24 protein-coding genes are annotated in these 26,594 nt (G+C 61.2%); 10 read left to right on the top strand and 14 right to left on the bottom strand.

The window, feature by feature from the left end; all coding sequences use genetic code 11:
* The first annotated feature begins 2,072 nt into the window (after window positions 1-2,072).
* From RWJ89_RS01150 to RWJ89_RS01140, 3 genes are all read left to right on the top strand, one after another.
* Entirely contained in the window at window positions 2,073-2,297 is a 225-nt protein-coding gene (locus RWJ89_RS01150; RefSeq protein WP_131663367.1) for a hypothetical protein, read from the top strand.
* 748 nt (window positions 2,298-3,045) lie between these two features.
* A complete protein-coding gene (locus RWJ89_RS01145; protein ID WP_025396954.1) occupies window positions 3,046-4,125 on the top strand; it encodes a YihY/virulence factor BrkB family protein in 1,080 nt (359 codons plus the stop codon).
* A gap of 73 nt (window positions 4,126-4,198) precedes the next feature.
* A complete protein-coding gene (locus RWJ89_RS01140; RefSeq protein WP_168281256.1) occupies window positions 4,199-5,482 on the top strand; it encodes a cystathionine gamma-synthase family protein in 1,284 nt (427 codons plus the stop codon).
* Window positions 5,483-5,526: 44 nt separating this feature from the next.
* Here the strand turns inward: RWJ89_RS01140 and RWJ89_RS01135 are convergent, their stop codons facing one another.
* Both RWJ89_RS01135 and RWJ89_RS01130 read right to left on the bottom strand, forming a co-directional pair.
* A complete protein-coding gene (locus RWJ89_RS01135) occupies window positions 5,527-5,940 on the bottom strand; it encodes a cupin domain-containing protein (protein WP_131663368.1) in 414 nt (137 codons plus the stop codon).
* Between the two features lie 49 nt (window positions 5,941-5,989).
* Window positions 5,990-6,754 carry an SDR family oxidoreductase gene (locus RWJ89_RS01130; protein ID WP_168255482.1) on the bottom strand — a complete coding sequence of 255 codons (765 nt, stop codon included), beginning with the start codon at window positions 6,752-6,754 and terminating at the stop codon, window positions 5,990-5,992.
* Between the two features lie 397 nt (window positions 6,755-7,151).
* On the opposite strand from RWJ89_RS01130, the gene RWJ89_RS01125 reads away from it, so the two are divergent.
* A complete protein-coding gene (locus tag RWJ89_RS01125; RefSeq protein WP_077980570.1) occupies window positions 7,152-7,610 on the top strand; it encodes a carboxymuconolactone decarboxylase family protein in 459 nt (152 codons plus the stop codon).
* A 20-nt stretch (window positions 7,611-7,630) separates the two neighbouring features.
* Here the strand turns inward: RWJ89_RS01125 and RWJ89_RS01120 are convergent, their stop codons facing one another.
* From RWJ89_RS01120 to RWJ89_RS01110, 3 genes are read right to left on the bottom strand one after another with little or no spacing between them, the layout of a single operon-like run.
* Window positions 7,631-8,833 (bottom strand): thiolase family protein, encoded by a 1,203-nt coding sequence (locus RWJ89_RS01120; RefSeq protein WP_168281257.1) that lies wholly within the window; start codon window positions 8,831-8,833, stop codon window positions 7,631-7,633.
* Window positions 8,811-10,340: a class I adenylate-forming enzyme family protein gene (locus tag RWJ89_RS01115; RefSeq protein WP_168281259.1), complete on the bottom strand. Its 1,530-nt coding sequence runs from the start codon at window positions 10,338-10,340 to the stop codon at window positions 8,811-8,813. Before RWJ89_RS01115 ends, RWJ89_RS01120 begins: the two co-directional genes overlap by 23 nt.
* Before the next feature lie 29 nt (window positions 10,341-10,369).
* Window positions 10,370-10,786, bottom strand: a complete 417-nt coding sequence (locus RWJ89_RS01110) for an acyl-CoA thioesterase (RefSeq protein WP_168281261.1) — start codon at window positions 10,784-10,786, stop codon at window positions 10,370-10,372.
* 52 nt (window positions 10,787-10,838) lie between these two features.
* Here RWJ89_RS01110 and RWJ89_RS01105 point away from each other — a divergent pair, with 52 nt between their 5' ends.
* The 3 genes from RWJ89_RS01105 to RWJ89_RS01095 all read left to right on the top strand — a co-directional run bounded on the left by RWJ89_RS01105 (window position 10,839) and on the right by RWJ89_RS01095 (window position 12,816).
* The gene (locus RWJ89_RS01105) at window positions 10,839-11,807 is read left to right on the top strand and encodes a zinc-dependent alcohol dehydrogenase family protein (RefSeq protein ID WP_168281262.1); all 969 of its coding nucleotides are present in this window, start codon (window positions 10,839-10,841) and stop codon (window positions 11,805-11,807) included.
* 112 nt (window positions 11,808-11,919) lie between these two features.
* Window positions 11,920-12,474 (top strand): DUF3299 domain-containing protein, encoded by a 555-nt coding sequence (locus RWJ89_RS01100; protein ID WP_316030433.1) that lies wholly within the window; start codon window positions 11,920-11,922, stop codon window positions 12,472-12,474.
* Between the two features lie 81 nt (window positions 12,475-12,555).
* Entirely contained in the window at window positions 12,556-12,816 is a 261-nt protein-coding gene (locus RWJ89_RS01095; RefSeq protein WP_168281266.1) for an antitoxin, read from the top strand.
* 97 nt (window positions 12,817-12,913) lie between these two features.
* Here RWJ89_RS01095 and katG read toward each other — a convergent pair whose 3' ends face one another.
* Entirely contained in the window at window positions 12,914-15,094 is a 2,181-nt protein-coding gene (gene katG / locus RWJ89_RS01090) for a catalase/peroxidase HPI (RefSeq protein ID WP_168281268.1), read from the bottom strand.
* Window positions 15,095-15,237: 143 nt separating this feature from the next.
* Here katG and RWJ89_RS01085 point away from each other — a divergent pair, with 143 nt between their 5' ends.
* Window positions 15,238-16,152, top strand: coding sequence for a hydrogen peroxide-inducible genes activator (locus tag RWJ89_RS01085; protein ID WP_132611671.1), 915 nt, complete (start codon window positions 15,238-15,240; stop codon window positions 16,150-16,152).
* A 21-nt stretch (window positions 16,153-16,173) separates the two neighbouring features.
* Here the strand turns inward: RWJ89_RS01085 and panB are convergent, their stop codons facing one another.
* Both panB and panC read right to left on the bottom strand, forming a co-directional pair.
* Complete coding sequence (panB, locus tag RWJ89_RS01080) at window positions 16,174-16,995, bottom strand: 3-methyl-2-oxobutanoate hydroxymethyltransferase (protein ID WP_077980583.1); 822 nt, start codon at window positions 16,993-16,995, stop codon at window positions 16,174-16,176.
* The gene (gene panC / locus RWJ89_RS01075; RefSeq protein WP_168281270.1) at window positions 16,992-17,867 is read right to left on the bottom strand and encodes a pantoate--beta-alanine ligase; all 876 of its coding nucleotides are present in this window, start codon (window positions 17,865-17,867) and stop codon (window positions 16,992-16,994) included. The genes panB and panC overlap by 4 nt, the downstream gene beginning before the upstream one ends.
* Window positions 17,868-18,143: 276 nt before the next feature.
* Between panC and RWJ89_RS01070 the strand changes: the two genes are divergently transcribed.
* Complete coding sequence (locus tag RWJ89_RS01070; RefSeq protein ID WP_168281272.1) at window positions 18,144-18,617, top strand: ProQ/FINO family protein; 474 nt, start codon at window positions 18,144-18,146, stop codon at window positions 18,615-18,617.
* Window positions 18,618-18,774: 157 nt separating this feature from the next.
* Here the strand turns inward: RWJ89_RS01070 and RWJ89_RS01065 are convergent, their stop codons facing one another.
* From RWJ89_RS01065 to RWJ89_RS01040, 6 genes are all read right to left on the bottom strand, one after another.
* Complete coding sequence (locus tag RWJ89_RS01065; protein ID WP_168281274.1) at window positions 18,775-19,836, bottom strand: ABC transporter ATP-binding protein; 1,062 nt, start codon at window positions 19,834-19,836, stop codon at window positions 18,775-18,777.
* Between the two features lie 22 nt (window positions 19,837-19,858).
* Window positions 19,859-20,713 carry a sugar phosphate isomerase/epimerase family protein gene (locus RWJ89_RS01060; RefSeq protein WP_222060861.1) on the bottom strand — a complete coding sequence of 285 codons (855 nt, stop codon included), beginning with the start codon at window positions 20,711-20,713 and terminating at the stop codon, window positions 19,859-19,861.
* 47 nt (window positions 20,714-20,760) lie between these two features.
* A complete protein-coding gene (locus RWJ89_RS01055; protein ID WP_222060863.1) occupies window positions 20,761-21,999 on the bottom strand; it encodes an ROK family transcriptional regulator in 1,239 nt (412 codons plus the stop codon).
* Window positions 22,000-22,037: 38 nt separating this feature from the next.
* Window positions 22,038-22,880 (bottom strand): carbohydrate ABC transporter permease, encoded by an 843-nt coding sequence (locus RWJ89_RS01050; RefSeq protein WP_011649125.1) that lies wholly within the window; start codon window positions 22,878-22,880, stop codon window positions 22,038-22,040.
* On the bottom strand, window positions 22,877-23,806 hold the full coding sequence (locus tag RWJ89_RS01045) for a carbohydrate ABC transporter permease (protein ID WP_020047456.1): 930 nt from the start codon (window positions 23,804-23,806) through the stop codon (window positions 22,877-22,879). Before RWJ89_RS01045 ends, RWJ89_RS01050 begins: the two co-directional genes overlap by 4 nt.
* A 70-nt stretch (window positions 23,807-23,876) precedes the next feature.
* Window positions 23,877-25,175: an ABC transporter substrate-binding protein gene (locus tag RWJ89_RS01040; RefSeq protein WP_222060865.1), complete on the bottom strand. Its 1,299-nt coding sequence runs from the start codon at window positions 25,173-25,175 to the stop codon at window positions 23,877-23,879.
* 370 nt (window positions 25,176-25,545) lie between these two features.
* On the opposite strand from RWJ89_RS01040, the gene RWJ89_RS01035 reads away from it, so the two are divergent.
* Window positions 25,546-26,592 carry a Gfo/Idh/MocA family protein gene (locus RWJ89_RS01035; protein WP_222060868.1) on the top strand — a complete coding sequence of 349 codons (1,047 nt, stop codon included), beginning with the start codon at window positions 25,546-25,548 and terminating at the stop codon, window positions 26,590-26,592.
* Window positions 26,593-26,594: the final 2 nt, after the last annotated feature.

The following is a 26,594-nucleotide window of genomic DNA, read 5'->3' as shown; positions in this document are numbered from 1 at the left end:
GCACTTCTGACCGACGCTGACGTCGCCACGCTCAAACATCCGGAGCAAGACATGGGCGAAAACACGCCCAGAGCGCCGACATCAGTCTCACCACCAGCGCCCTCCCCTCGTCCGACACCGAAAAGCCTGCCGTTGAAATTTGGTGCCCATCATCATTGAGGCCGGGCCAAGCCTGCCGAGGGTCCGAGCGGCGGCATGCCGGCTGAGGCGGAGGCAGAATTACGCACCAACGGGCGATCGAAATCAGTGAGCCGCATGAGCCGGACAGGCCGCGCCGTCGGGTGACCTGCTGATTGATCCGAACTTGCCGGCGCGGTCCCACTCCGGCCATCGACGCCCCTCTGGGACGACGGCACTCAGACTGCGATGAAGACCAGCAGGCGACGGCCCTCGATCGGCGGCGTTTCGGCGCGTGGCTCCACGCCGACCATCGGACGAAGACGGCCGATCGCGGCTCCTCTGCTGGCGGCAGCACTGCAGCAGCGACACAGATTGGCGACGCACGCAATTGATCGCCGCCGCCGGCGTTCCAATTTGCCGCCGCAACTCGCTTGAGGACCGGAGCGATAAGAATGGAGGACAAGGAGACGTTCCGTGCCCGGCGACGACAGTGGATCGCCGAGACGGCAAAAGCCCGGCGCGGGAGAGATGCGCCGGGCTTCGATAGTGACTGACAGCGTGGGAGGAGAAGCGCCGTCCGTCGGACCGAAGCGGCTAGGAGGGGAAAACGCTTCGGTCCGTCATCAGGTAGTGCCGTAATGCGGCAAATTCAAGCCTGGCGATTGCCGCGGATGTCGCAGACGAGGGGTCAGACACATGCGGCCTTTTCACGCACGCGACCAGGGTTCGGCGCGGGGTTGTCCGCGGACAACTTGCCGAGCAGCGATCCCCAGCGGAGGGAATTCTCCAGCTTTTAGCGGTCCGATCCACTGTCACAAAGTGATTGATGAGGGCAGGGGGTCGCACCGCTGATGCGCCAAGAGCCGGACAGGCGAACGGAGATTGCCTCATGATCGACGACGATCCGCCCTGGACCTGCCTTGCCCAACCCTTCGCCCGAGGGCGTTGCCTCGCTCATCTCCACCTGACTGACGGCCGAATTGACCGAGGGGCGATCACCAAGCTGGCCGACCTGTCGCCAATCACCAACGACGGCTACAACATCCGACCATCCGCCCCGCCACATGCGGACGCTGCCGCCGGCTTCCAACCATCCACCGTATCATTCGAGGCTTGTACCTTTGGCCTGCAAAACTCAGGCGGCCTCCCGCCGGGCGACGGACGGCATCGATTGCCGCTTGGTCCAGAAGAAGGGAGAGCGGCGAGGATCACGGCGTCGCGACCACCCCGCCATCCGTTGCCGCGCATCCTTTTCGATGAGCGAAGCCGCAGCGCCGGCGGTCCCGCAGCTTCTTCGAATGCATTCCGCCCCCCTTAAATGAGGATCCGGTTTCGGCATTACTGACCTGTCGACAGACCTGACGAGGCTCTTCGACCCCTGGGGCCGGCAGCGTCCACGCCCGTTCGGCAAGAGGCACGAAACCGCTGCGCTACGACCCCAGGCAGAGCAATCGAGGCGGCAGCAATACCGCAAGTCCATGGCATCCATCAGCAGGGCGAGATCAGGGAAGTTTTCTCGGCCGTGCGAACCGATTGCTGCAGGGATCGGCTCATGTGCAAACGACCTGCCGGTTACCATGTTGATCATCCGGTTGTCCGCGGACAACGGCACGATCAGGCAACATTCGGCGTGCACTGCGGCTCTCGGATTCGCCTGGGAAGGCCGCAGGGTCAGCTGCCCATCCGCAACCAAGCCAGCTCCGTGGCGACGGCCGACAGACAGAACGCGGCCTCACTGCCATCGCATTCGGTTCCTCCTGCGACCGAGCCGAAGGATGACGCGACGGGGGAGGGCTGCCTTTCGATCCGACAGCATTGGCGGTTCACAGCCGGGGCTTTCGGGCGCGCCAGCCCATTGCGACGGATGGCCGCTGATATCGACCGATCGTCCGTCAACGCACGTGACACATCAGCGACTGCTGCTGATTTGCCTGCGGCAGCGAGCCGAGCGCATGCCGGAACGGCAGCATCGGGGTCCACTCTATCCTGGGATAGCCGACCGCGGCGGCAAGGCCGCACCGTCACGTCAGATGGGCGGCGCCGTCATCGATGCACGCTATTCGATGACGTGCAGCTCCTCGCTCTCTGGCGATGTGAAAGACCTGTTTATCCCGGCCGAAATGCCAGGAGATAAATCCCACGCTTTTGAACAGTGCGCCGGAGATGCCCAGCAATGAATGGCCGGAGCAGCGTCCCAGTGACGGTCGGGGAGGGGCCACCTATGGCAATTAACGTCAGGCTGCGAGCTGGTCGGCATCTGAAGCAGCGCGCATCCTGTCGCCGCCTCCTTGCCGCGCAGTTGCTTTCGCGTGGCGACCTGGTCGATCGCGACGCATGTTCTGTCGATTGCTGAGACGCCAGCAAACCACCGATGCCATCGAGATCACGTCCGCAGACAGGTAGTGTCTCGGTCCTCGACGACGCTTGGTCATGAGGCACGCCGAGCTAAGGCAATGGGCCCATCAGCCCCCCGGTATTTGCCCGTTGATAACGTAAACGGCTATTGCAGGCCATTGTCACCGGCGCTATTGTTTTGTCAGGTCTACTGCACAGCGCCTCGCCTGGAGGCACCCGCATCGGATGGCAGCAGGTGGAATTCAGATCCAAGCCGCGCTTCCGACGAGCTGCGCACCAATCTACCGCGGCTGCCAAGCAGCCCATCGGGAGACTTGTTGAAAAGACGCCCAGCACTGCAGTAACGAAACTAAAGTCCGGATTTGCTTCCGTAGTAGGATTTGACTGCAGTTATATCAATATCTTATGGGCGTAGCGGTGGCGCGGCTCAATCGTTCCAATCCCTGCTTCCTGACCCGATTGGAGAAGCGGGCGCCCTCGGCCCTGCATCAAATGTCCGCGAGAAAGCAACGGCTTGCATCCTTTAGCGGCACCCTGCGTTATCTCCGCACTAGATCGGAGACCATCCACATGCGTGATGTGGTTCAACGTAAGAGATTCTCCACCGCGGCTGCAATGATGGCCGCAGCGATCGGCGCGCTTGTCTACATGCAGGCAGTCGAGCGCAGGTCGGCCGCTCCGTCTGCGGATACTGGCCACGCAGGTGACGATCATGGCCGCAGCGCCAGTACGCCCGAGGCTATCCCTTTCAGCGGCCTTCGCGACGTCTTCTGGCGCGTCTTCCATGAAATTTTAGACGACCGCGTCACTCTCATCGCGGCGGGCGTGACCTTCTATCTCTTGCTGGCGATATTTCCTGCCCTGGCGGCCCTCGTCGCTCTCTATGGGTTGGTTGCCGATCCGGTTACCATATCCGAACATCTTCGCGAGTTGGCTGTCCTCTTGCCACCCGGCGCATTCGATCTTCTTGCCGATCAGATCAAGGCGCTCGTCGAGCGGCGCGACGGCACACTTGGCCTAACCTTTTTCGTAGGCCTCGCGGTCGCGCTATGGAGCACCCATAATGGCACGCTGGCGATATTCGACGCTATGAACGTGGCCTATGAGGAAAAGGAGAAGCGAAGCCTGGTGCGGCTTAATCTGACGGGCCTCTGCTTTACCCTATGTGCGATAGCTTTTGCGATCGTCATGGTGGCCCTCGTTGGTGTGATGCCAGTTGTGCTCTCCTATCTTTGGCTCGATCAATTCAAGGAGCACATGGCTCTTCTGCTTAGGTGGCCGCTGCTTCTGCTCGTGGTTGCGGTGGCCGTCACAATGGTCTACCGCTTTGGCCCAAGCCGGGAGGCTGCCAAGGTCCGGTGGATGACGTGGGGCGCGGTTTTGACCACGATCGCCTGGGCCGCCATGTCGCTCGGCTTCTCTTTCTATCTAGAGAATTTCGCCAATTACAACGCGACATACGGCACGCTCGGGGCGCTGATAGGCTTCCTCATCTGGATCTGGCTTTCCGTCGTCATTCTCATCGTCGGAGGAGAGCTCAACGCAGAACTGGAGCATCAGACCGCGAGGGACACGACGACAGGAACGCCGCTGCCAATGGGAGCGCGAGGCGCCTATGTCGCGGATACTTTGGGCGAGATCAGGAACTGACCGCGAAGATTGCTCCTCTCCTGTAGTTTTGATGTATTCTGACATTTCGCCAGTCCCGATAGAGGAGACGATGATGACCGCCCCGCATCCTTCCAAAACCCATATCGGCAATCATGCCCTGCATCCCGAAACACAGATGCTGAATTACGGCTACGATCCGGAGCTCTCGGAAGGGGCGGTCAAGCCGCCGGTATTCCTAACCTCTACCTTCGTGTTCAAGACGGCGGAAGATGGTCGCGACTTCTTCGATTATGTGTCGGGCCGCCGCGAGCCACCCGAAGGGAAGGGGGCGGGCCTTGTCTATTCGCGCTTCAACCATCCGAACAGCGAGATCGTCGAGGACAGGCTCGCCGTCTACGAACGGACGGAAAGCGGCGTGCTGTTTTCATCCGGCATGGCGGCGATTGCCACCACCCTGCTTGCCTTCGTCCGGCCGGGGGATGCGATCCTGCATTCGCAGCCGCTTTACGGGGGAACGGAAACATTACTGGCGAAGACCTTCCTGAACCTCGGCGCCGCCGCCGTCGGGTTTGCCGACGGCGTCAGCGAAGCATCGGTGCAGAAGGCGGCTGAAGAGGCGATGGCCAAGGGCCGCGTTTCCGTCATCCTGATCGAGACGCCCGCCAATCCGACCAACAGCCTGGTCGATGTGGCGATGATCCGACGCGTGGCCGACGCGATTGGTGCAAGACAGGGCCATATGCCGATCATCGTCTGCGACAACACCCTACTCGGGCCGGTCTTCCAGCGGCCGATCGAGCACGGCGCCGATATCTCGCTCTATTCGCTGACGAAATATGTCGGTGGTCATTCCGATCTGATCGCCGGCGCCGTTCTTGGCCGTAAGGCGGTGATCAAGCAGATCAAGGCCTTGCGCGGCGCGATCGGCACCCAGCTCGATCCGCATTCCTGCTGGATGCTCGGCCGTTCGCTGGAAACGCTGCAGCTGCGTATGGAACGGGCAAACAGCAACGCGCGGGCCGTCGCCGACTTTCTGCGCGATCACCCGAAGGTCGAGAAGGTTCACTACCTGCCCTACCACGATCCGGAATCGCCGGCCGGGCGGACCTTCATCGCGCAATGCACCGGCGCCGGTTCGACTTTCTCTTTCGACATCCGCGGCGGTCAGCCAGCCTCGTTCAAATTCCTGAACGGGCTGCAGATCTTCAAGCTCGCGGTCAGCCTCGGCGGCACGGAATCGCTTGCGAGCCATCCGGCCGCCATGACGCATTCCGGCGTACCCGCCGATGTCCGCCAGCGCATCGGCGTTCTGGAATCGACGATCCGTCTTTCGATCGGTATCGAGCATCCGGACGATCTGATCGCCGACCTGGAGATAGCGCTGCAGGCTGCGTGATCAGGGAAAACGATGCCCGGCGGCGCCGGGCATCGTGTCCCACATCATTTGTCGTCGATCGTCAGTTCCGTCTCGTCCGTGTCCAGCACGAAGACCGCAAGCAGGCGCGCCGGATTGGTGTCGCTGGCGTTTGCGCTGACGCTGTGGTGATCGCCGGGAAATTCGGCGAAGCTTTCTCCGGCCTTATACGTTTTCACCGGACCGTCGTTCACCGCGCTGCGGATCGCCCCTTCGAGAACCGTGGCGTAGATGAAAGCGGAATTCGGATGGGTATGGCCGGGCGACATGCCGCCGGGCGCATATTCCACCATCACAGCCCTCATGCTCTTGCCGGGAACATTGGGAAGCTTCTGGTCGAAAACGACGCTTATCTTCGCTTTCCCACCTCCGGCGTGAGCCTGAGTGCCGGCGGCAAGGACAAGGGCGAAGGCCGCTGCCGAGATCATTTTCCTGAGCATGTCTGGTCTCCTTTCGTTGATAAACGAGCGCACCGGCGCACCAAGTCCGTCAGGCGCTCTTTTTCTGCGGCGGCTGCCGGCTGAGCCAATCGTCGAAGCGGATCTGGCCAAGCCGCGCCTTGGCTCCGGTCACGAGCGAATTGTCCTCGAGCTCGACGCCGAAATAGCGGGCGTGCGGATCGGCGACCACCTGGCGCGGATCGTTCGTCGCCTTGAAGAGACGCGTCACGATTTCGGTGAGGCGGACTTTCTCCGGCCCGCCGATCTCGATCGTGCCGTTCACAGGCGTACCGAGCGCCACCTCGGCCATGACGTCGGCGACGTCGTCCGAGGCGATCGGCTGCACGTAGGCCGGCGATAGATGCACGGTCTGACCGACGGTGCCTGACTGGGCGATGCCAGCCATGAATTCATGGAACTGTGTCGAGTGCACGATGGTGTAGGGTATGCCGGACGTCTTGATCAGCTCTTCCTGGGCCATCTTGGCGCGCATGTAGCCGCTGCCCTGCAGCCGCTCCATGCCGACGATCGACAGTGCGATATGATGCTTGACGCCGGCGGCAGCCCCTGCCTTGAGCAGATTGCGGCCCGACGTCTGGAAGAATTCCAGGACGGCCTTGTCCTCGAACGAGGGCGAATTTGCGAGATCGAGCACCACCTGCGCGCCAGAGAGCGCTTCGGCCACGCCCTTGCCGGTGATCGTGTCGACGCCCGAATTCGGCGAAGCCGCCAACACCTCGTGCCCCTTTTTGCGCAATCTTTCCACGGTCTTCGAGCCGATGAGGCCGGTGCCGCCGATAACGACGATTTTCATGGGTAGTCTCCTTGTCCTTTACGAGGAGTTTCCTCTGTTGACTTGCCTTTGTTGACTTGAAAGCGAGCAGGCGACTGCTCGGCGTGGCGAAACCGCGTCCTCTATGAGTGAAGCGGCTTCATCGGGACCGTCGCCGGTACGGCCGGTGTAACCGATGGGCAGAGAATGCGCCCGATCGCGGTCCCAAACTATTCTCCCTCGGTCGCTGTCACCCTATGCGAACGCAGTAGGCCAACTGGCTCTGCGACGAGCCGGTTGGCTGAAATAGAGGACCATCACGTCGACAGGCATGGGCCGAACCTACCGTCGGGGCAGATGACCGACCCGGAAGGCAAGGCGTATTCACCGGTCTGCAAGCCGGTGACTTCGGCCGTCAATCCTCACGATGGAGATAAGAATGACCAAGCGTCTGAACTTCATGGCCCATAAGAACAGCGGCATCGACGGCCTCGTGGCTGTTGAAGCCTGGATTGCCAAGAGCTTCGATCCGAAGCTGCTCGAACTCGTCAAAGTGCGTGTTTCCCAAATGAACGGATGCGCGCATTGCCTGCACATGCACCGCCAGGACGCACTGAAGCTCGGCGAAACGGATGACCGGCTGCTGCTTCTCAACGCATGGCGGGAGTCGCAGCTCTTCAGCACACGGGAGCGGGCGGCACTCGCCTGGGCGGAGGCTCTTACTCAGATCGCGAAAAGCCATGCGCCAGATGATGTTTATGAAGAGGCACACACCAACTTCTCGGATGACGAGCTCGTGGCGCTTTCGATCGGTATTGCGATGATCAATGCCTGGAACAGACTAGCGATCGGCTTTCGGCTTCAGCATCCGGCCGATCACAAACGCGCCGCCGCCTGACGGTCTGCGCCATCGCCGGGTCAGGAAAGCTGGGCAGCCTCGAACATGGCGGTCAGCCCGATGCCTCCGCCGATACCGATCATGGCCAGGCCGGTCGCGCCCGGCGCCCATCCGCCGATGTCGCGGATCAGCTGGCTGTATAGTCGGGTAACGAGGATTGCGCCGGAGGCCCCGAATGGATGGCCGAGCGCAATGGCTCCGCCGTCCTTGTTGATCGCGTCGGCAGGGATAGCGAGCTGGTCCAGCGATGCCAGAACCTGGGCCGCAAAGGCCTCGTTGAATTCGATGGCATCGATGTCTAAGAGCGAGAGCCCGGGCTGACGCTGCAATAGCTTTCTGGTCGAGGCGACCGGGCCGATGCCGAGCAGATTGGGATCCACACCGGCAACGGCGCTGTCGATGAAGGCAAGGCCCTTTTCGAGGCCGAGGCTTTTCGCCATGCCACGGCTCATGACGAGCACCAGGCAGGCGCCATCGTTCAGCGGGCAGGCATTGCCGGCTGTCACCGAACCATCGGCCAGGAAGACCGGCCGGAGGTTTGCGAGCGCCTGGAAGGATGTAGCCGCACGTGGGCATTCGTCCCGTTCGATCAGACCGTGGCCGGTGGAAATGTCAACGATCTCGGGGCGAAAGATGCCTGCCTCGGCCGCCGCTACGGCGAGCCTATGGCTGCGAAGGGCGAATTCATCCTGTCTCTGCCGCGATATGCCGAATTGACGGGCGACGTTTTCGGCAGCAACACCCATTTCCGGGTCGCCGATCGTGTCAGGCGAAAACCGGGCGCGCCCGTAAAAATGCGGCATCGCCCCATTCGCCTTTGGTCTTTCGACGCGCCATGGCGCGGTGCTGACGCTCTCCACGCCGCCGGCCAGAAAACACGCGCCGGCTTTCGCCTGGATTAAGCGCGCCGCCATGATGATCGCTTCCAGGCCCGAGCCGCATTGCCGGTCGATCGCAACACCCGGAACCGACATGGGCAGACCTGCGGTCAGCGCTGCCAGCCGCGCGATGTTTCCACCGCCACCGGCGGCATTACCCACCAGCAAATCATCGATGCTTTCCGCCGCAATTCCCGTTTCGGAAACAATGCGATGGATGATCGGCGCAAGCAGATCTTCTGCCGTAATCGTCGACAGCGATCCGAACGCCCGGCCGATCGGCGACCGATAGGCGGCGACCACGACCGGCTGCCAATCCTCGTCAGGCTGAAAGGCGTAGGACAAGATCGTCTCCAGAAATCACGGCCTGCTCCACTTGCCCCCTCGAGATCTTCCCGCTGCTCGTCATCGGCCAGGACCTTATATGGTAGAATTGCTTGGGGATCTTGTACTTCCCGAGCATCTGCGCGCAATGATCAGCCAGAATTTTCGGGTCCACCGCCTCTCCCGACACGACGGCGACGATTCGCTGGCCGAAATAGGCGTCCGGCAGCCCGAAGACAACGGCATCCTCTACCCCGGGGCAGGCTTTGAGCGCGCTCTCGACTTCGGCGGGATAAACGTTGTTGCCGCCTGATATCATCATGCCGCCGGCCCTGCCGATCACCCGCAGCATGCCATTGGCATCGAGTTCGCCGAGATCTCCAACCGTCGCTCCCGCTTCTGTGACTCGGAAGGCCTGACCGTCATCGCCCCAGAGATATCCATCCGCAATCAGGTCGCTGTCGACGAATATGGTTCCCGGCACATCGGTCCCGACGTCGTTTTCATCGGGATCGCGAATGGAAATTTCCACGCCGGGATAGGCTTGCCCCACCCGGTCGATCGGAAAATCGATCTCGCCGCCGACAAGGGTCGAGACCGTCATGAAACCGAGCTCGGAGGCGCCGTAATATTCCCGGATACGGGCATTCGGAAACAGTCGGCGCATGGAGTCGACCTCGTTCCTGTCAAGCTTTGCGCCGGCGGTGAGGACATCGCGCAGAGAGGTCAGAGCGGGTTCACCCGCCCAGGCCCTTGCAATTCCGGCTATATGGGTGGGCACAGCAACCAGCCGTTCGACTTGCCAGGAGGAGAGCGTGCGTACGACCACGCCCGGATCCCATTTCCGGACCGAATGAAAGGTCCCCCCGGCATCCAAAGCTTCGACCAATGCATAAAGCGCCAGGCCATGCGCGAGGGCTCCCGGGCACATTGTCGACGGCGCGTCTTCGAGTTCGAAAACGACGCGTCCGCGATCGAGGCTCCTGCGCCATTGTTCGCGCGAGCGATAATAGGCCTTCGGCTCGGCGGTGGTCCCCGAGGTGAAGCCGATCAGAAAGATCTTGTCGACACTGAGCGGCAGCTCGGCTTCACCTCCCGCCGCGGCGAGGTCGAAAGTCTCCGCTCCAGCAGCAATAACGGGAATGCCGAACCTACGGGCAATTTCGGCGCTCGGCCCGGCATTGTCGTCGACGATCAGAGCGTCCGGCGCCAGGCGCTCGATGATGCGTTCGATCCTTTCCGCCGGCATCATCGGGTCGATGACCGAACAGGCATTCGGGAAAGCGGTGGCAGCCGCAAAATACTCGGCAAAGCCGATATGGTTGCCAAGGCTGAGAGCGGCAAGCTTCTCCACACCGGGCAGGTCGAGCATGCGGCGGTTCGAGCGGGGCAGATCTTGGAGAAACCGATAAATTGCCTTGGCGCGCATATAGAGTTCGCCATAGCTGAGCGAGCGCCCGTTGATCACCAGCGCTGGCTTGTCCGGTGTCTCCGTTGCATGTCGAAGAAGCTGCGCATGGATCGGCATGGACACCCGCTGGTTTGAATGATCGGCCGTCAGCCGGGAGACAGAGCGGCTCTGGTCGCTTCCGGAATCGGCGTCGGGCGGCTGTCGGAGAGGCCGACGCAGACCCAGACGAAATGCGCCGATGCACAATGGGCGCCATCGCGCTGGCGAAAGAGTTCGATGGCAAAGGACAGGCTCGTGCGCCCGATTTTTTCCACGTCCACCTTCACTTCCACGACATCGTCGAGGTCGACCGGGCTGTGAAAGGTGATCTCCGCCTTCTTCACGTGATAGGCAACGCCGGAGGAGGTGTGACGGAAATGGCTGAGAATTTGCCGTTGCCGCAGGAACTCGACGACCGCATCCTCGCAATAATCGAGATAACGGGAGTTGTGGACATGACCATAGATGTCGATGTCTCGCATCGAGACCCGGAACGATGCTAAAGGCCTGTCGTCAACGCTCATTCGATCACCGAAAATTCGACGGGTGATCTAACCGCAGTGTGTGGGGGATGCAATGCAATATCAGGCGGTCGTGCGAAAATTCGGGCCGGCCCAAGACGTCGTTGAGCTCGAGCAGGCTGCGCTGCCGCCGCTGCGGCGCGACCAGATCCGGGTGCGCCTGCTCGCGCGGTCGATCAATCCCTCCGATATCATCACCATATCAGGCGCCTATGCCGGACGCACGACCTTGCCCTTCATTCCCGGTTTCGAAGCGTTCGGCGTGGTCGAAGAGTGCGGCGAAGAGGTTCACGGCCTCTCTCCGGGGACACGCGTGCTGCCGGTGCGCAGCGCCGGCGGGTGGCAGGAATTCAAGGATACCGATCCCGGCTGGTGCCTCCGCGTTCCGGACGAGCTTTCGGATTTCGAAGCGGCGACGAGCTATGTCAATCCGATGACGGCCTGGCTGATGCTGCATAAGAAGATCGAGCTCAGACCCGGCATGCGCATCGCCATCAATGCCGCCGCCTCTTCGATCGGAGCGATATTGATCGGTCTCGCCAATGTCGCAGGCGTGGAGCCGGTCGCCATCGTCCGCAGCGAAGGATCGCTTGAGCGCCTTCGCGGCCGGGTCGAGGCTGTCATCATCGATAGGGAGGAAAGCGATCTGGCTGCCGGGCTCGCCGGCCGGCATGGCCTCGACGCGGCGCTCGACTGCGTCGGCGGCGCGCGCGCATCCGTCCTCGCCGAGGCGCTAAAGCCCGGCGGGCATTTCGTGCATTACGGCCTGCTTTCGGGCCAAAGCATTCCGGCTTCCTTCTGGGCCTCCCATCCCGATATTGCCTTTTCCTATTGTCACCTCCGGGAATGGGTTCATTCCGAAGCGATGAGCGACGTCCAGCGCGCCTATTCCGAGCTCGCCGTGCAGATCGCCTCGAAGGTCATCACCACCGAGGTACGGGAGGTGTTTCCTCTGGAAAAGGTCAGTGAAGCACTGCGATCCGCCGTTCCGTTTCGGACGGGCGGCAAAGTGCTGTTGGCCTAACGAACATGAGCAGGCCGCGACAACCCTTTTGACGGCTGAGCGGGATCGGGAGTAGCATCCATGCGGCAGCTGCAGGGTAGTAAAAAGCGGCCGGCCCGATGGAGATGCAACGATGAAACACAAACCTTTCCTCCTGACGTTCGCGGCGCTGGCATTTTGTTCCGCATGGCCAATTTCCAACGCCTTCGCTGCGGCGCAGCCTATCTTCTGGAGCGCTTTACGGCCGGCCGATCAGGCCAAAGCGACGGTGCCGCTGTCAGGCAAGGCGGTGAGCGGCCCACAGGGCGAAACACTCGCCTGGCATGGCGAGGAACATCCGATCGAATTGACGGGCTTCGTCCTGCCGATCGACCAAGAAGGCGATCTAGTCTACGAATTCATGCTGGTGCCTTGGGCCGGAGCCTGCAGCCACATGCCTTCCCCTCCGCCCAACCAACTGGTTCGTGTCGTTCCGGAAGAGCCTCTGCACCTGGCAAGAATGTACGAGACCGTCACCGTGACGGGTACCCTGCGGCCCGGCCTGGATCAGGCGCAATTCTTCATGATCGACGGTGACCGCGTCCTCACCTACGGCTACAGCATAAGCCACGCCCAGGTGGCGACAGTAACGGCGACGACCGATCCCGATTTGCTGTCAGTTTCGCCTTTCGGCATTCTGCCTCGCTAGTGGAAGTCTCAGAGACGGTTTCTGGCATGGATGCCGCCAATTGCGTATATACTACGGCATATATAAACTGCGGAGGTTCTCATGCCGCAATATGCGCGTGTATTCCAATCCGGCAATTCGCAGGCCGTCCGGCTGCCGAAGGAGTTCCGCTTCGACGTCGACCAGGTGGAGGTGACGCGGGAAGGCGATGCTGTGATCCTTCGGCCACGGGCAGATCGCGGCGTGCGGTGGGCATCGTTGCATAGCGCCTTGGAGCGCGGCCTCAGCGACGATTTCATGGCGGAAGGGCGAGAGCAGCCGAAGGGGCAAGAGAGGCCTGGTCTTCAGGATCCGTTCAAGTGATACCCATCTCATCGACTGGACGGTCGGGCGTAGGTCCGGTCTCCGATGAAAAATGCCCGGGCGCAGCCGAAACTGCGCCCGGGCAAAATGCTGCCGATCAGACGAGATCGAAACGATCGGCGTTCATGACCTTGGTCCAGGCCGCGACGAAGTCCCTGACGAACTTCTCCTTGGTATCGGCTTGGCCATAGACTTCGGCAAAGGCGCGCAGCTGCGAGTGCGAGCCGAAGATCAGGTCGACGCGGGTGCCGGTCCACTTGACTTCGTTGGTCTTGCGATCACGCCCTTCGTAAACGCCGTCCTTGCCGGCAGCGGGCGACCACTGCGTGGCAATGTCGAGCAGGTTGAAGAAGAAGTCGTTGGTCAGCGTTTCCGGACGGGACGTGAAGACGCCATGTTCGGGCGCACCGACCTTCAGCACACGCAGGCCGCCGACGAGAACGGTCATTTCAGGTCCGGTCAGCGTCAGCAGTTGGGCACGGTCCACCAGGGCTTCTTCCGGCTTCATGAACTGCCGGCCGCCGATGTAGTTGCGGAAACCATCGGCGCGGGGTTTCAGCGCCGCGAAGGAATGCGCGTCGGTCTGTGCCTCGGAAGCGTCCATGCGGCCCGGCGTGAACGGCACGCTGACGGCATGACCGCCGGCCGCTGCCGCCTTTTCCACACCGGCTGCACCACCCAGAACGATCAGGTCGGCGAGCGAGATCTTCTTCGCCCCGGTCTGGGCGGCGTGGAAGTTTTTCTGGATACCTTCAAGAACGCCGAGGACCTTGGCGAGCTGCGCCGGCTGATTGACTTCCCAGTCCTTCTGCGGGGCAAGGCGGATACGCGCGCCATTGGCGCCGCCACGCTTGTCGGAGCCGCGGAAGGTCGAGGCGGACGCCCAGGCGGTCGAGACCAGTTCCTGCACGGTGAGGCCTGACGCAAGCACCTTTGCCTTTAGGTCGGCGATATCCTTGTCGTCGACAAGCGCATGATCGACGGCCGGGATCACGTCCTGCCAGATCAGGTCTTCTGACGGAACCTCCGGACCGAGGTAGCGCACCTTCGGTCCCATGTCGCGGTGGGTCAGCTTGAACCATGCGCGGGCGAAGGCATCGGCGAACTCGGCAGGGTTCTCAAGGAAGCGGCGCGAGATCTTTTCGTAGATGGGGTCGAAACGCAGTGCCAGGTCGCTGGTCAGCATGGTCGGCAGATGCTTCTTCGATGCATCATAGGCATCCGGAATGGAGGCATCGGCGTTCTTGGCCTGCCACTGATGCGCACCGCCCGGGCTCTTGGTCAGCTCCCATTCGAAAGCGAACAGGTTTTCGAAGAAGTAGTTGCTCCACTGGGTCGGCGTCTGGGTCCAGGTCACTTCGAGGCCGCTGCCGATGGCATCGCGACCGACGCCGGTGTTGAACTTGCTGGTCCAGCCCAGGCCCTGAGCTTCGAGCTCGCCGCCTTCCGGGTCGACACCGACAAACGACGGATCGCCAGCGCCATGGGTCTTGCCGAAGGTATGCCCGCCGGCGATCAGCGCCACGGTTTCTTCGTCGTTCATCGCCATACGGGCGAAGGTTTCACGAATGTCGCGGGCAGACGCCAGCGGATCCGGAGTGCCGTTAGGGCCTTCCGGGTTGACATAGATGAGGCCCATCTGCACGGCGCCAAGCGGCTCTGCCAGCTCGCGTTCGCCGCTGTAGCGCTCGTCACCCAGCCAGGTACCCTCAGGACCCCAGTAGAGTTCCTCCGGCTCCCAGACATCGGCGCGGCCGCCGGCAAAGCCGAAGGTCTTGAAACCCATGGATTCGAGCGCGACGTTGCCGGTGAGTATCAACAGGTCAGCCCAGGAGATCCTGTTGCCGTATTTCTGCTTGATCGGCCACAGCAGGCGGCGGGCCTTGTCGAGGTTCACGTTGTCAGGCCAGCTGTTGAGCGGCGCAAAACGCTGCTGGCCGGCCCCGGCGCCGCCGCGGCCATCGGTGATGCGGTATGTGCCGGCGCTGTGCCAGGCCATGCGGATGAACAGGCCGCCATAATGACCGAAATCGGCTGGCCACCAGTCCTGCGAATCCGTCATCAGCGCGTGAAGATCCTTCTTCAGGCCGTCGAGATCGAGCTTCTTGAACTCCTCGGCATAATCGAAGGCCTGGCCGAGCGGGTCGGCTCGGCCAGAATTCTGGTGAAGAATCTGCACGTTCAACTGATTGGGCCACCAGTCGCGGTTGGATCTGCCGCGAGGCGTATTGCCATGTGCAACAGGACATTTGCCTGCGCTGTCAGTGGGGTTGTCCATGATCGTCTCCTTGATTGCTTGATCTGTCTGCGGTCCAAAAAGATGAGCCGAGCTGGCGCCCCACTCTCTCCCTGCAGTCTTCATATCGGAAGCGTTTCATAAATTTAAGTTTGATTTACTGATCGTTGCGATAAGCTGAGGTTATGAAGAACCTGACCCTGAAACAGCTACGTTATTTTGAAGCACTAGCAAGAGATGGCCGCTTCCGACGTGCCGCCGATGCCTGTGCGATCTCCCAGCCGGCATTGTCAATGCAGATCAAAGAACTTGAGCAAGAGTTGGGCGGTGAGCTTTTCGAACGCAACGCACGTGAGGTGAAGCTGACCGCTTTCGGTCAGACCGTCGCTCTCAGGATCCGCGATATCCTGCGTGGCGTGGACGAACTGGCGGAACTGGCGCGCGCCGCGCGCGATCCTTTTCTGACGCGGCTGCGCATCGGCATCATCCCGACGATTGCGCCCTATCTGTTGCCGGCAATCATCAACGATCTGAACAGGAGCTTTGCAGGCATTCAGATCGAAGTGCGCGAAACGCAGACGTCGAAGCTGGTTCAGGAGCTGGCGCAAGGTCAACTCGACACGGCAATCGTTGCCTTGCCCGTGTCGGAACCCTCCCTGGCAGAACTCGAGCTCTTCAAGGAAGAGTTCGTGCTGGTTCGGCGGCCCGAAGACGAGGGTAAGCCGGTGCCCGAACGCGAGGCGCTGCGCGAAATGCGGTTGCTGCTGCTCGAGGAAGGCCATTGCTTCCGCGATCAGGCCTTGTCGTTCTGCAAGATAGGGCAGGCCCGTCCCCGGGAAGTCATGGAAGGCAGCTCTTTATCCACCCTGGTCCAGATGGTCAGCGCCGGTATCGGCATCACCTTAATTCCCGAGATGGCCGTTCCCCTCGAAACGCGCTCGGCGCATGTCTCGATCTCCCGTTTTCAGTCTCCGCGGCCGTCGCGAACGATCGGCATGATCTGGCGCAATTCGACGCCCATGGCCAAACAGCTCCAGCAGGTTTCCGAGGCGGTTCGCCGGTCGGCCGACAGCATGCGCGAACAGTATGCCGCCCGGTGATGGACCTGATATGGCCCCGCCTCAAGATCGCCGTTTGAACGTATGCTCCGCTGCCGGAAACTGTCGCGATCGGACCTCTTCGGCGTAAGCGGCAGCGGCGGCCGAAATCCTTTTGCCGAGTTCGTCGTAGCGCTTGACGAAGCGCGGGGTGAAATCGTTGAAGAGCCCCAGAATGTCGTCGGAAACCAGAACCTGACCGTCGCAGGCGGAAGAAGCGCCGATACCGATAGTCGGGACGTGCATCGCGGCCGTCACCTCTCGGGCGAGGGGCTCCACCGTGCCCTCGATGACGACGGCAAAGGCGCCCGAGCCGCCAATGGCGTGGGCATCGCGACGGATTTTCGACGTCTCGTGTTCGGAATGGCCGACGGACCGATATCCGCCTGCGGTCTGGACCTGCTGCGGCATCAGGCCGATATGGCCCATCACCGGTATCCCCCGCTTCGTCAGAAAGGCGATGGTCTCGGCCATCTCCTCGCCGCCCTCCAGCTTGACGGCATCGCAACCGGTTTCCTGCAGGATGCGAACAGCATTGCGGAAGGCGGTCTCCTTAGATTCCTGATAACTGCCGAACGGCATGTCGACGACGACGCAGGCCTTGCCGACGCCGCGCATCACCGCCTTGCCGTGTGCGATCATCATATCGAGCGTGACGCCGATGGTGGTCTCCATGCCGTAGAGTACCATGCCGAGCGAATCCCCGACCAGCAGGAGGTCGCAGTGCTCGTCGAGCAGCCGCGTCATGGGTGTTGTATAGGCGGTCAGGCAGACGATCGGCTTGCCGCCCTTCATGGCTGAGATGTGCCTTGGTGTAAGGCGCTTCTGAATTCCGACGGCACTCATCTGGTCACTCCCTTTCCCGGCAAGCCCGGCCGGCCGATAGTCCTGTTGTCGAGCAGCCGCGTCGAGCCGACTCGAACGAAGAGCGCCACGACGACAGGATCTGCGATCGACGTGACCGGCTGCAGTGTCGAGGCATCCCTGACGGCGACGACTTCGGGCTTTGCCAGCGGCTCGCGATTGAGAAATCCCGTGAGCCTTGCCTCTAGTTCCACCGGATCGGTAAGGCCGTCGGCGACCAGACGCTCGGCTTCGTCCAGGGTCTGAGGGATGATCACCGCGGCACGCCGCTCCGCCTCACTGAGATAGACGTTGCGCGACGACAAGGCGAGGCCGTCGCCGTCCCTGACCGTCGGCACCGATATCACGCGCACCGGCAAGGCCAGATCGTCCACCATGCGCTTGATGATGACGACCTGCTGATAATCCTTCTCTCCGAAATAGGCGATCTGCGGCTGCACGATGTTGAAAAGCTTGCAGACGACGGTCGCGACGCCGGCAAAATGCCCAGGCCGCACCGCCCCTTCCAGTTCGCGCCCGAAGTCGGGAACGTCGACGACGGTCAACATCGGGCGGGAATACATGTCCTCGACGCCAGGCGAAAATAGGAAATTGACGCCGGCCTGCCTCAGCATGGCGGCGTCGCGTTCCAGATCGCGCGGATATTTGCTCAGATCTTCCGCCGGGCCGAACTGCAGCGGATTGACGAAAATCGAGACGACGACGATGTCGTTCTCGGCTCGAGCGCGCGAGACGAGCTCCATATGACCGGCATGAAGATAGCCCATCGTCGGAACAAGGCCGACGGTTCGCCCCTGCCGCCGCAGCGCATCAAGCGTGTGGCGCAGTTCGTCAATCTTCGAGAAAACCCGCATATATCCTCCCGCAGCCGGTCACTCCATCTTGGGCGCGGATAAGAAGTGTAATCGATGCGGCAGGTCAATGCATATTCCTCGATAAAAACGATTAGATGAAACGCCAGCCGATGACACCGGACCATATCAGCGCTGGGGAATGGATTTTCGTCACTTGGCTCCTGTTCCGCGTCTCTCCTGCTTGCAGTGGAACCGACGATGTGCGACTTCCGTTACTCGCCCTGTCCGTCAAGATACCATCACAGTCGATAGCTATGGACGTTACATGGAGGACGCATGGACAAGCCCTGGAAGATTAGCCGCGGACCGATTGCGGCAACCGAGCTCGACGTGGAGAAGGCAAACGCGATCAATGTGCTGTTGATCCGGCCGGTCGGCGTCCTTCCGGCCAAGGCGGGAGATCCCGTCCTTCCTTTTGCCGTCGGCCTTTTCAACGAACTCCGTCCGCTCCTGAAGCCCGATGCCGGCGTCACCACGCTCAGGCGAGCGACCGCGGCCTATGTCCACTGCCGGCGCTACTATTTCGCCAGCGCCCAACCCGATTCCATGCGCTATAGTCTTGACGGCGAACCTGTCGAACCACTGTCGTCCGAAGATCGGCTGGTCGCGCAAAAACGCTTCCTGAGCCTCAAGCAAACCACCGGTAAGACAGACGCGCCCGAGCAGACAGCAGAGGTCCCAGCTCCTCTGTTGAGCAAAAGCGAACAGATCCGCGCAGCCCTCCTCGGCAAAAGGAACGCCGCCAGCTAGAGCAGGATATATCCGGCTTGAAGTCATTGCGCGGTCTTGCGTAGCGTGACCGTCATTTAAAGCTCGACGGAGTCGCTCTATGAGCTTGGCCGCATCGGGGGCGCGGAAAACGCGCCCCCGGCCGGCGCCGACCGAAGGGGAGGGGCAATCGGCCGGGTCAGTTCAACGGTGCTTCGCCTGATGTGATCCGCTGCTCGTTCTCGTCAAACAGGTGGACGGCATCGTGGATCGGCGCAATCCTCAGCACCTCGCCGGGGGCTGCCCTGATCCGTTCCCTGAAGACGCAGGTCAGCGTCTGTGCCCCCAGCCGGACGATGACCAGCGTTTCCGAGCCAGTCGGCTCGACGACCACCGTCGTGACCTCGATGCCACCCGGGTCCAACCGGATATGTTCGGGACGAATGCCGTAGATGACGGCATCTGCCGGACGGCGCTCGCTCGGCAGGAGCAGGCCGTCAGCGGTTCGAAACCCGTCTTCCGTCATGCTGCCGCTGATGAAGTTCATCGCCGGGGAGCCGATGAAGCCGGCAACGAAAAGGTTATTCGGACGATCGTACAATTCCAGCGGAGAGCCCGACTGCTCGATCAGGCCATCCTTCATGACGACGATCTTGTCGGCCATGGTCATGGCTTCGATCTGGTCATGAGTGACATAGATGGTCGTCGTCTGCAGCCGTTGATGCAGTTCCTTGATCTCCGAGCGCATCTGCACCCTGAGCTTGGCATCGAGGTTCGACAGGGGTTCGTCGAAGAGGAAGACGGCCGGGTCGCGCACGATCGCCCGCCCCATCGCCACGCGCTGTCTCTGGCCACCCGACAGTTGCTTGGGATATCTCTCCAGGAGACTTTCGAGACCGAGGATCTTCGCGGCGTTGCCGACCCGCTGATCGATCTCCGTCCTCGGCATCCGTTTCAGCCGCAGCGAAAAGCCCATGTTCTTGGCAACGGTCATATGCGGGTAGAGCGCATAGTTCTGAAACACCATGGCGATGTCCCGATCCTTGGGGGCAAGCTCGTTGACGATATGCTTGCCGATCTGGATCTGCCCCGAGGTGATGCCCTCAAGGCCGGCAATCATCCTCAAAAGCGTGGATTTGCCGCAGCCCGAAGGGCCGACCAGAACGACGAACTCGCCGTCGCCGATGTCGACGGATACGCCTTTGATGGCTTTGAACGCGCCGTAATCCTTGCGCGCATTGTTGACCGAAACATGAGCCATTGCCGTCCTCCCGAAATCGCTGTCAAAGTCCGCTCAGGACATTTCTCAAATAATCGAGGCCGAGGCGCTCGCCGTCCTTGCGCGCGGCTAAGTTCTTGCCCGGCCAGCCATAGGCGGCATCCTCGTGTTCGATCGACAGCGTGCCGTCGAAACCAGCCCCGCGGGCCTGGCGCAGAAACCTCGGCCAATCGATGAGGCCGAGCCCTGGCAGCTTGTATTGCCACCAGCCCTTGCCGTGATAGCCGACAGCCTGCAGGTTCTCCGGATCGATTGCCGTGTCCTTGGCATGCAGAATGGCGATGCGATCCTTCACCGCCTCCATCGCCTGATAGGGATCGACGCCGATGCGGATGAGGTGCGAGGGATCGAATTCCAAGCCGAAGCGGGGGTTCTCGATCCTTTGAAAAAGCTCCTGCCATCCTTTCGGCGTCGTCCCGATGAAATTGTCCTTCGGACCCGGCCAGTTCTCGATTGCGAAGGTCAGGCCGTAGGGCAGCGTCTCTTGGATCAGCCCGTTGGCGAAATCGGCGAAATCATCATAGTTGGCTTCGTCGCTTGCGGTGTCGTCCCGGCCCGGGAAGATCACGAAGATCGGGACGCCCGCTTGCCCGATCGCGTCAGCAAATTCGGCGGTCTTCGCCCGAAGTGCCTCACGCTTTGCGCGGTCGGCATCGAGCTGATTGCCGAAATAGGTGATCGACGACACGAAGAGGTCGCGGCTCCGCGCGAGCGCGACGGCGGCCTCCACCCGATCGGGCGTCTTGATATGACCGCCGACGTCGATCTCGATGGCGTCGAAACCGGCCGATGCTGCGAAATCCACCACTTCTTCCAGAGGGCGATCGTTGAACGTCGAGGTGTAAAAGCCGATCTTCACCAAAATCCTCCCATCTTCACCAAATCCCTGGGGCATTGCCGGCCGTTTCAACTGTTCAGGCGATCCATGTTCTTGAGTGGCGAACGTGTGCGTTGAGCAGCGTCGGCCGATGCGAGCATGAGGGCTGCTGCCATCGGCATGACCGCCGCCCCGATGGCAGAGGCATCCTCTCCGAGCGAGGCGCGATGAAGCGACGGAAGGTTGGTATCCTCGGCATCGAGATGCTCGTGCACATAGCGCAGCAATTCGTCGACGATGCGGATCGGCAATCGGCCGCCGACAAGGACGGCGTCGGGGTCGACGACCATGCCGATATGCTTGACGGCGACGGCCAGATGCGCGCTCATTTCCTTCAGCCACTGCGACACGAGGCGCCTGCCATGCGCATCCAGCGTCAGGAGATCGTGGGGAATACTCACCTCGACGCCATGCCGCGCAAGAAAATCATAGAGGAAGAACAGCGAGAATATCTCGCCGAGAAGCTGGACCTTATGGGCCTTCCCGTCCCCGCCATCGGCGATCGGAAGCCAGCCGATTTCGCCGCTGAGGCCCATGGCGCCACGATGACCGTTGCCGTCGAGCACGAGGCCGCCGCCCGGGCATGGATTGATGGCGATGTAGAAGAAGCTGCTGCTTTCAGCACCCAGTCCGTAATCGAGTTCGGCAAGGGCTGCGGCATTGGCTTCGTTTTCGATGAAGACGGGATGCTGTGTCAGGTTCTCCAGTGCGGCGCGCACATCGAATGCCGTCCATTCCTGATAGGCCTCGGGCTTGCCGAGGAGCGAAATCTCGCCAAGCCAATCCGGCATCGCCAGACCGATACCGGCCAGGCGCGCGTCGTCGATGAGCCGGCTGCGCTGGAAATGCGAAATCGCATCGGCCGTCAGCTGCAGGAATTCCGCCGGCAGGATGAAGCGTTTCTCGTGATGCACGCGGGCACGGACGTTGCCGACGGCATCGACGGCCAGGATCGTCAGATGGTCGCGATCGATGTTGATACCGATGGCAAAACAGGCATCCGGGTTGATTTCGAGTTCGATCGCCGGCTGGCCTCTCAGCCCATGCCGACGGCGGGCTTCCATGATCAGGCCCTCATCCAGCAGGCGATCGACGATCCGGGCGATTGCCGGTTTGGTAAAACCCGTCCGCCTGGCAATTTCGGCGCGCGAAATCGGCGCCTGGCGATGAATGCAGCGCAGGACGACAGCCCTGTTGTGCTCACCTGCATCCTCGACATTGGCGCCCGTCAGATCCGGGGACAGTCTGGCGCCGAGTGTCTGGTTCATGCTCGAAATCCTTCCTTGCGCATAGCCTGAACCGATCGTCATCCCTTGACGGCGCCACTGGTCATCGCACCGAGGATCAGCCGCTGGAGCGACAGGAAGGCGACGATCGCCGGAACGACTGCGATCAGGCAGGCGGCGGCAAGCAGCTGGATGGACGAGTCGGTCTGCATGCCGCGGAAGTTAAAGATCCCGACGCCGATCGGCATCAGATCATTTTTTGTGAGCAACAGAAAAGGCACCAGAAATTGCGACCAGCCGGCAATCACCGTGATGATGAAGACGGAAGCGATGCCCGGCGCCGACAATGGCAGAATGATGCGCCAGAAGACCGAAAATCGATTGCAGCCATCGATCATGGCGGCTTCGTCGAGGCTGCGCGGGATGCCGTCGACCGAGCTCTTCAAGAGCCAGGTCGCCAGCGGAACGCCAAGGGCGATATAGACCATGACGACGGCAAAATGCGTATCCAGCAGGCCAAGGCGGTTCATGTAGCGGTAGAGCGGCACCATGATGACGAGCGGCGAGATCATCTGGAAAAGCAGCAGCCCCATCATCGACAGGCCCTTGCCCCGGAACTGAAAGCGGGAAAAGGCGTAAGCCGCGGGCAGTGCGACGATCAGGACGCCCAGTCCGCTGAGGGCGGCAAGCTTGAGGCCGTTCCAGAGATAGATCGGGAAATAGCTGTTGTTGAGGACAGTGATGAAATTGTCGATGGTGGGGTTGTTGGGAATATACCGCGCCGCGCCGCGATAGATCTCACGCTTGTCGCGCATCGCCATCGACAGGAGATAGGTGAGGGGGCCAGCGAAGAACACGAACATCACCAGCATGAACAGATAGCTCATGGCATCGCCGAGCCGCGTTCCGGTCCGTCCACTCATTGCTCTTCCTCCTTCGGCAGGAACGACGCATAGATAAAGGCTAGCCCGAGGCTGATGATCAGCATGAGCACGGAGAGCACGCTGCCGCCGGACAGGTCGTAATTTCTAAAGACGATATTGAAGACGTAGAGCGAGATGACCTCGGTCGCACGCCCCGGACCGCCGCCCGTCAGGGTGATGATCGCATCGAAAGTATTCACCGTCTGGATCGTAATGAGGATCATATTGACCAGGATCGCCGCGCGCAGCTGCGGAAGCGTGACGAAGAAAAACTGCTGTGATGCCGTCGCACCGTCGACCTCGGCCGCTTCATAGAGCGAGGGATCGATCGACTTTAGCGCCGCATACATGACGACCATCGAAAATGCCGTGCCGCGCCATATGTTGGAGATGAGGGTAGACCACGGTGCGATCGCGGGGTCGGAGAGCCAGGCGACCGTCGGCATGTGCATCAACCGCAGAATGCTGTTCAGCGCACCATAAGGCGCTTCAGAAAAGAGCATCTGCCAGATGATGCCGCCGGCAATTCCGGGAACGACCCAGGCAACGAGCGCCGTCGTCCTCAATATGGTGGTGCCGAACAGGCCGCGCTTTTCACCGCGGATAACCACGACAGCGACCGCAAGGCCCAGGATCTGTTGGCCGATGACGCTGCCGCCGACGAAGATCAGGGTCGCCCACAAAATGTCGGGCAGCTGCGGCGAACTCAGCGCATTGGTGATCGACCCCAGCGTATAATCCTGATTGTCGCCGATCAGCGTGGCATTGGTGAATGAAAGCCTGAAAACGTCGATGACGGGGTAAAGATAGAAGATGCCGATGACGACGATCACAGGCATGATCCAGGGCAGGGGCGCACCGGCGAAACGGCGCATGAACGTTCTGCTTTGAGGCGGGCTGTCAGCCTCGATGGCAATGGGGCTCATTGGCTTCTCTGTGCGGGGTTTCGCAATGTCGACGGCGCCCGGCGGGCAGGCGCCGTCACGGTGGGAAGCACTAGAGACGCTTGTAGGCCTCCAGCGCCGCATTGAAGGCGGCATTCAAGGCGTCTTCCGGCTTTTTGGTCCCCGAGAGCACGTCGCCCATCATGATCTGGATCTGGTTGGAGATTTCAGGATAGATCGGCACACCCGGGCGTGCCTGTCCATCGACCAGAGCCGCGGCGAAGGTCTTGTTGGCTTCGGTGGAGAAGACCTCATATTTGTCGAACAGCGACTTCCGGGTCGGCAACTGCTGCTGCAGCGCATTTGCCGGCCCCATATAGACCTCGCGTGCGAGGTTGGCGCACATCTCGATCTTGTCTTTGTCCTTGCTGAAGGAGGCGATCGTCCAGCCACCGGTGCCGGTCGAACGCTGATCGGCGCTGGGGCCGGGGATCGGCGAGAAGGTCCAGTTGTTGAACTCGTCCTCGTCGAGCGTGGCCTTCAGCTGCGCATATTGCCAGTTGCCGCCGATGAAGAGAGCCGTCGTCGCCGCGGCGGCCGCGGCATTCATATCATCGTAATTCGCGATCGTGCTGACGCGCTTCGGCGCGGCACCGGAATCGACGAGATCCTTGAAATAATTCAGCGCCTTCAGGAATTTCTCCTTGTTCTCGCCTTCGCCGAACACCGGCTTGCCTGAGTCGTCGACGAGCTTGCCGCCCAGCGCCCAATAATTCGCGAGCCAGTCGAACGTCGTCCCTTCCCAGCGCCCGCCGTTGAAGAGAACGCCCTCCATGCCTTCCTTGGTGGAGGCGAGCGCGGCCGTTTTCAGGTCGTCCCATGTCTGCGGCGCATCCGCAACGATCGACTTGTTGCGGTAAAGCACACGAAGATCGGTATCCCACCACCAGGCACGGACCGTCTGGTCCTTATCCGTGATGCCGCTGCGGATGAAGGGGAACAGGTCATCCACTTCCTCCTTCGAAAAATACGGCGTGAAGTCCGCAAGAACTTTATTGACCATGAACTGCGAGAGGACGAAGGAGTCGACAGCAGCGCAGTCAGGCGCGTTGCCGGCCTTGGCCTGCTCCAGCATCTTGGCCTGTTCCGTGCCGATGTCCGACGACATAAATTGCATCTGCAATTTCCAGTCCGGATGCTTCTTGATGAAATCGACGAACAGCTTCTGATAGCCCTCGGCGATCGCCGGATCCGAATTGTTCGGACTATCGTTCGTCAGACGGACGACGAGGGATTTCGGCGCATCGGCAAGGCCGATCCTGTCCTTCGTGGCAAGTTCCTGGGCAAATGAAACGGATGCTGAAAATAACATGGTGCTCAGCGCAAATACGCTGACGGTGGCGCTCTTCATGATGGGTCTCCTCCCCATTTTGAACGGATACAGCTTGGCGGTCAGTTGACCTCTCCTCATTTCCGTGCTGCATTAATTAGATTAAGTTACTTTGATTTGATGTCAAGCCACAGCTTGGAAGGGCCAGACCTGGGAGGTTGAGATGCTGGCGACAATCAACAGCAGCTAGTGCACAGTTCCGGAAAATCGAGATCGATTTCCGGAAAAGAACATGCGCCGTGAAAGTGATGGAGCGTCCCGCGGCACGCGCGGCGCATCCACCGCAATTTTCCTGAAGAAGAGCACGAGGCAATCGCGGATGGCTGCGATGGCGCGAGTGCGGTTTTGCCCGGCTGAACTGCCGCGGGCAGTTAATTCCATGGAGGATAGGATGCGTCTACTCATTCTCGGTACCGGCGGAATGGCCAACCAGCATGCCGCCAACTTCAAGGCGATCGAAGGCGTCAGTGTCGTGGGCGGCGTCGATGTCGTCCCGGAAAGGCTCGCGACCTTTTGCACCGAACATGGCGTCGCCAATCATTTCACGACCCTCGAGGATGCTCTCGCCTGGGGCGAATTCGACGCAGTGGCAAACGTCACGCCGGACCGCATTCACCACCCGACGACGCTGCAGGCCATTGCCGCCGGCAAGCACGTCTTCTGCGAAAAGCCGCTCGCCACCGATGCCGTCAAGGCCATGGAGATGACCGAGGCCATCGAGCAATCGGGCAAGGTCGGCATGGTCAATTTCACCTATCGCAATTCGCCCGCCCTTCAGAAAGGCCGGCAGATGGTACTCGCCGGCGAAATCGGGAAGGTCAGGCACGTCGAGGCGTCTCATCTTCAAAGCTGGCTGGTCGGCCGCCATTGGGGCGACTGGAAGAGCGAGAGCAAATGGCTGTGGCGGCTGAGCAAAAAACATGGATCCAATGGCGCGCTCGGCGACATCGGCATCCACATCGTCGATTTCGCATCCTACGGTTCAGGGCTCGATATCGCCCATGTCTTCGCGCGGCTGAAGACCTTCGATAAAGCACCGGGCCATAGGATCGGCGAATATGATCTCGACGCCAACGACAGTTTCACGATGAATGTTGATTTCGCCAATGGCGCGATCGGGACGATCCAGGCGACGCGCACGGCGGCCGGACAGATGGATCAGCTACGCCTCAGGGTCTATGGCGAAACCGGCTCGATCGAGATGATCTACGATACCGGAAAATCGTCACTTCGCGCCTGTCTTGGAGAAGACGTGCACACGGCGACCTGGCGTGACGTCCCCTTCGATCCGGTCGAAACGAACTACCAGCGTTTCGTCCAGGCCGTGCGCGCGGGCAGGACCCAGGAACCCTCGTTCCGGCGGGCCGCCAATATCCAGAAAGTCTTGGACAAGGCGCTGGCCTCCGACCTCAGCCACGCCGATGAAGCGCTCGCCTGAGG

This window comes from Rhizobium sp. 10PS4 (assembly GCF_032464805.1).
Taxonomy (GTDB): Bacteria; Pseudomonadota; Alphaproteobacteria; order Rhizobiales; family Rhizobiaceae; genus Rhizobium; species Rhizobium laguerreae.
This window is presented reverse-complemented; position numbering and strand designations above follow the sequence as displayed.

What these genes read in the sequence shown, in the direction of transcription:
- RWJ89_RS01150 (WP_131663367.1), top strand. Translation starts at nt 2,073, where the DNA reads ATGCCGGAACGGCAGCATCGGGGTCCACTCTATCCTGGGATAGCCGAC.
- RWJ89_RS01145 (WP_025396954.1), top strand. Translation starts at nt 3,046, where the DNA reads ATGCGTGATGTGGTTCAACGTAAGAGATTCTCCACCGCGGCTGCAATG.
- RWJ89_RS01140 (WP_168281256.1), top strand. Translation starts at nt 4,199, where the DNA reads ATGACCGCCCCGCATCCTTCCAAAACCCATATCGGCAATCATGCCCTG.
- RWJ89_RS01135 (WP_131663368.1), bottom strand. Translation starts at nt 5,940, where the DNA reads ATGCTCAGGAAAATGATCTCGGCAGCGGCCTTCGCCCTTGTCCTTGCC.
- RWJ89_RS01130 (WP_168255482.1), bottom strand. Translation starts at nt 6,754, where the DNA reads ATGAAAATCGTCGTTATCGGCGGCACCGGCCTCATCGGCTCGAAGACC.
- RWJ89_RS01125 (WP_077980570.1), top strand. Translation starts at nt 7,152, where the DNA reads ATGACCAAGCGTCTGAACTTCATGGCCCATAAGAACAGCGGCATCGAC.
- RWJ89_RS01115 (WP_168281259.1), bottom strand. Translation starts at nt 10,340, where the DNA reads ATGCCGATCCATGCGCAGCTTCTTCGACATGCAACGGAGACACCGGAC.
- RWJ89_RS01110 (WP_168281261.1), bottom strand. Translation starts at nt 10,786, where the DNA reads ATGAGCGTTGACGACAGGCCTTTAGCATCGTTCCGGGTCTCGATGCGA.
- RWJ89_RS01105 (WP_168281262.1), top strand. Translation starts at nt 10,839, where the DNA reads ATGCAATATCAGGCGGTCGTGCGAAAATTCGGGCCGGCCCAAGACGTC.
- RWJ89_RS01100 (WP_316030433.1), top strand. Translation starts at nt 11,920, where the DNA reads ATGAAACACAAACCTTTCCTCCTGACGTTCGCGGCGCTGGCATTTTGT.
- RWJ89_RS01095 (WP_168281266.1), top strand. Translation starts at nt 12,556, where the DNA reads ATGCCGCAATATGCGCGTGTATTCCAATCCGGCAATTCGCAGGCCGTC.
- katG (WP_168281268.1), bottom strand. Translation starts at nt 15,094, where the DNA reads ATGGACAACCCCACTGACAGCGCAGGCAAATGTCCTGTTGCACATGGC.
- RWJ89_RS01085 (WP_132611671.1), top strand. Translation starts at nt 15,238, where the DNA reads ATGAAGAACCTGACCCTGAAACAGCTACGTTATTTTGAAGCACTAGCA.
- panB (WP_077980583.1), bottom strand. Translation starts at nt 16,995, where the DNA reads ATGAGTGCCGTCGGAATTCAGAAGCGCCTTACACCAAGGCACATCTCA.
- panC (WP_168281270.1), bottom strand. Translation starts at nt 17,867, where the DNA reads ATGCGGGTTTTCTCGAAGATTGACGAACTGCGCCACACGCTTGATGCG.
- RWJ89_RS01070 (WP_168281272.1), top strand. Translation starts at nt 18,144, where the DNA reads ATGGACAAGCCCTGGAAGATTAGCCGCGGACCGATTGCGGCAACCGAG.
- RWJ89_RS01065 (WP_168281274.1), bottom strand. Translation starts at nt 19,836, where the DNA reads ATGGCTCATGTTTCGGTCAACAATGCGCGCAAGGATTACGGCGCGTTC.
- RWJ89_RS01055 (WP_222060863.1), bottom strand. Translation starts at nt 21,999, where the DNA reads ATGAACCAGACACTCGGCGCCAGACTGTCCCCGGATCTGACGGGCGCC.
- RWJ89_RS01050 (WP_011649125.1), bottom strand. Translation starts at nt 22,880, where the DNA reads ATGAGTGGACGGACCGGAACGCGGCTCGGCGATGCCATGAGCTATCTG.
- RWJ89_RS01045 (WP_020047456.1), bottom strand. Translation starts at nt 23,806, where the DNA reads ATGAGCCCCATTGCCATCGAGGCTGACAGCCCGCCTCAAAGCAGAACG.
- RWJ89_RS01040 (WP_222060865.1), bottom strand. Translation starts at nt 25,175, where the DNA reads ATGAAGAGCGCCACCGTCAGCGTATTTGCGCTGAGCACCATGTTATTT.
- RWJ89_RS01035 (WP_222060868.1), top strand. Translation starts at nt 25,546, where the DNA reads ATGCGTCTACTCATTCTCGGTACCGGCGGAATGGCCAACCAGCATGCC.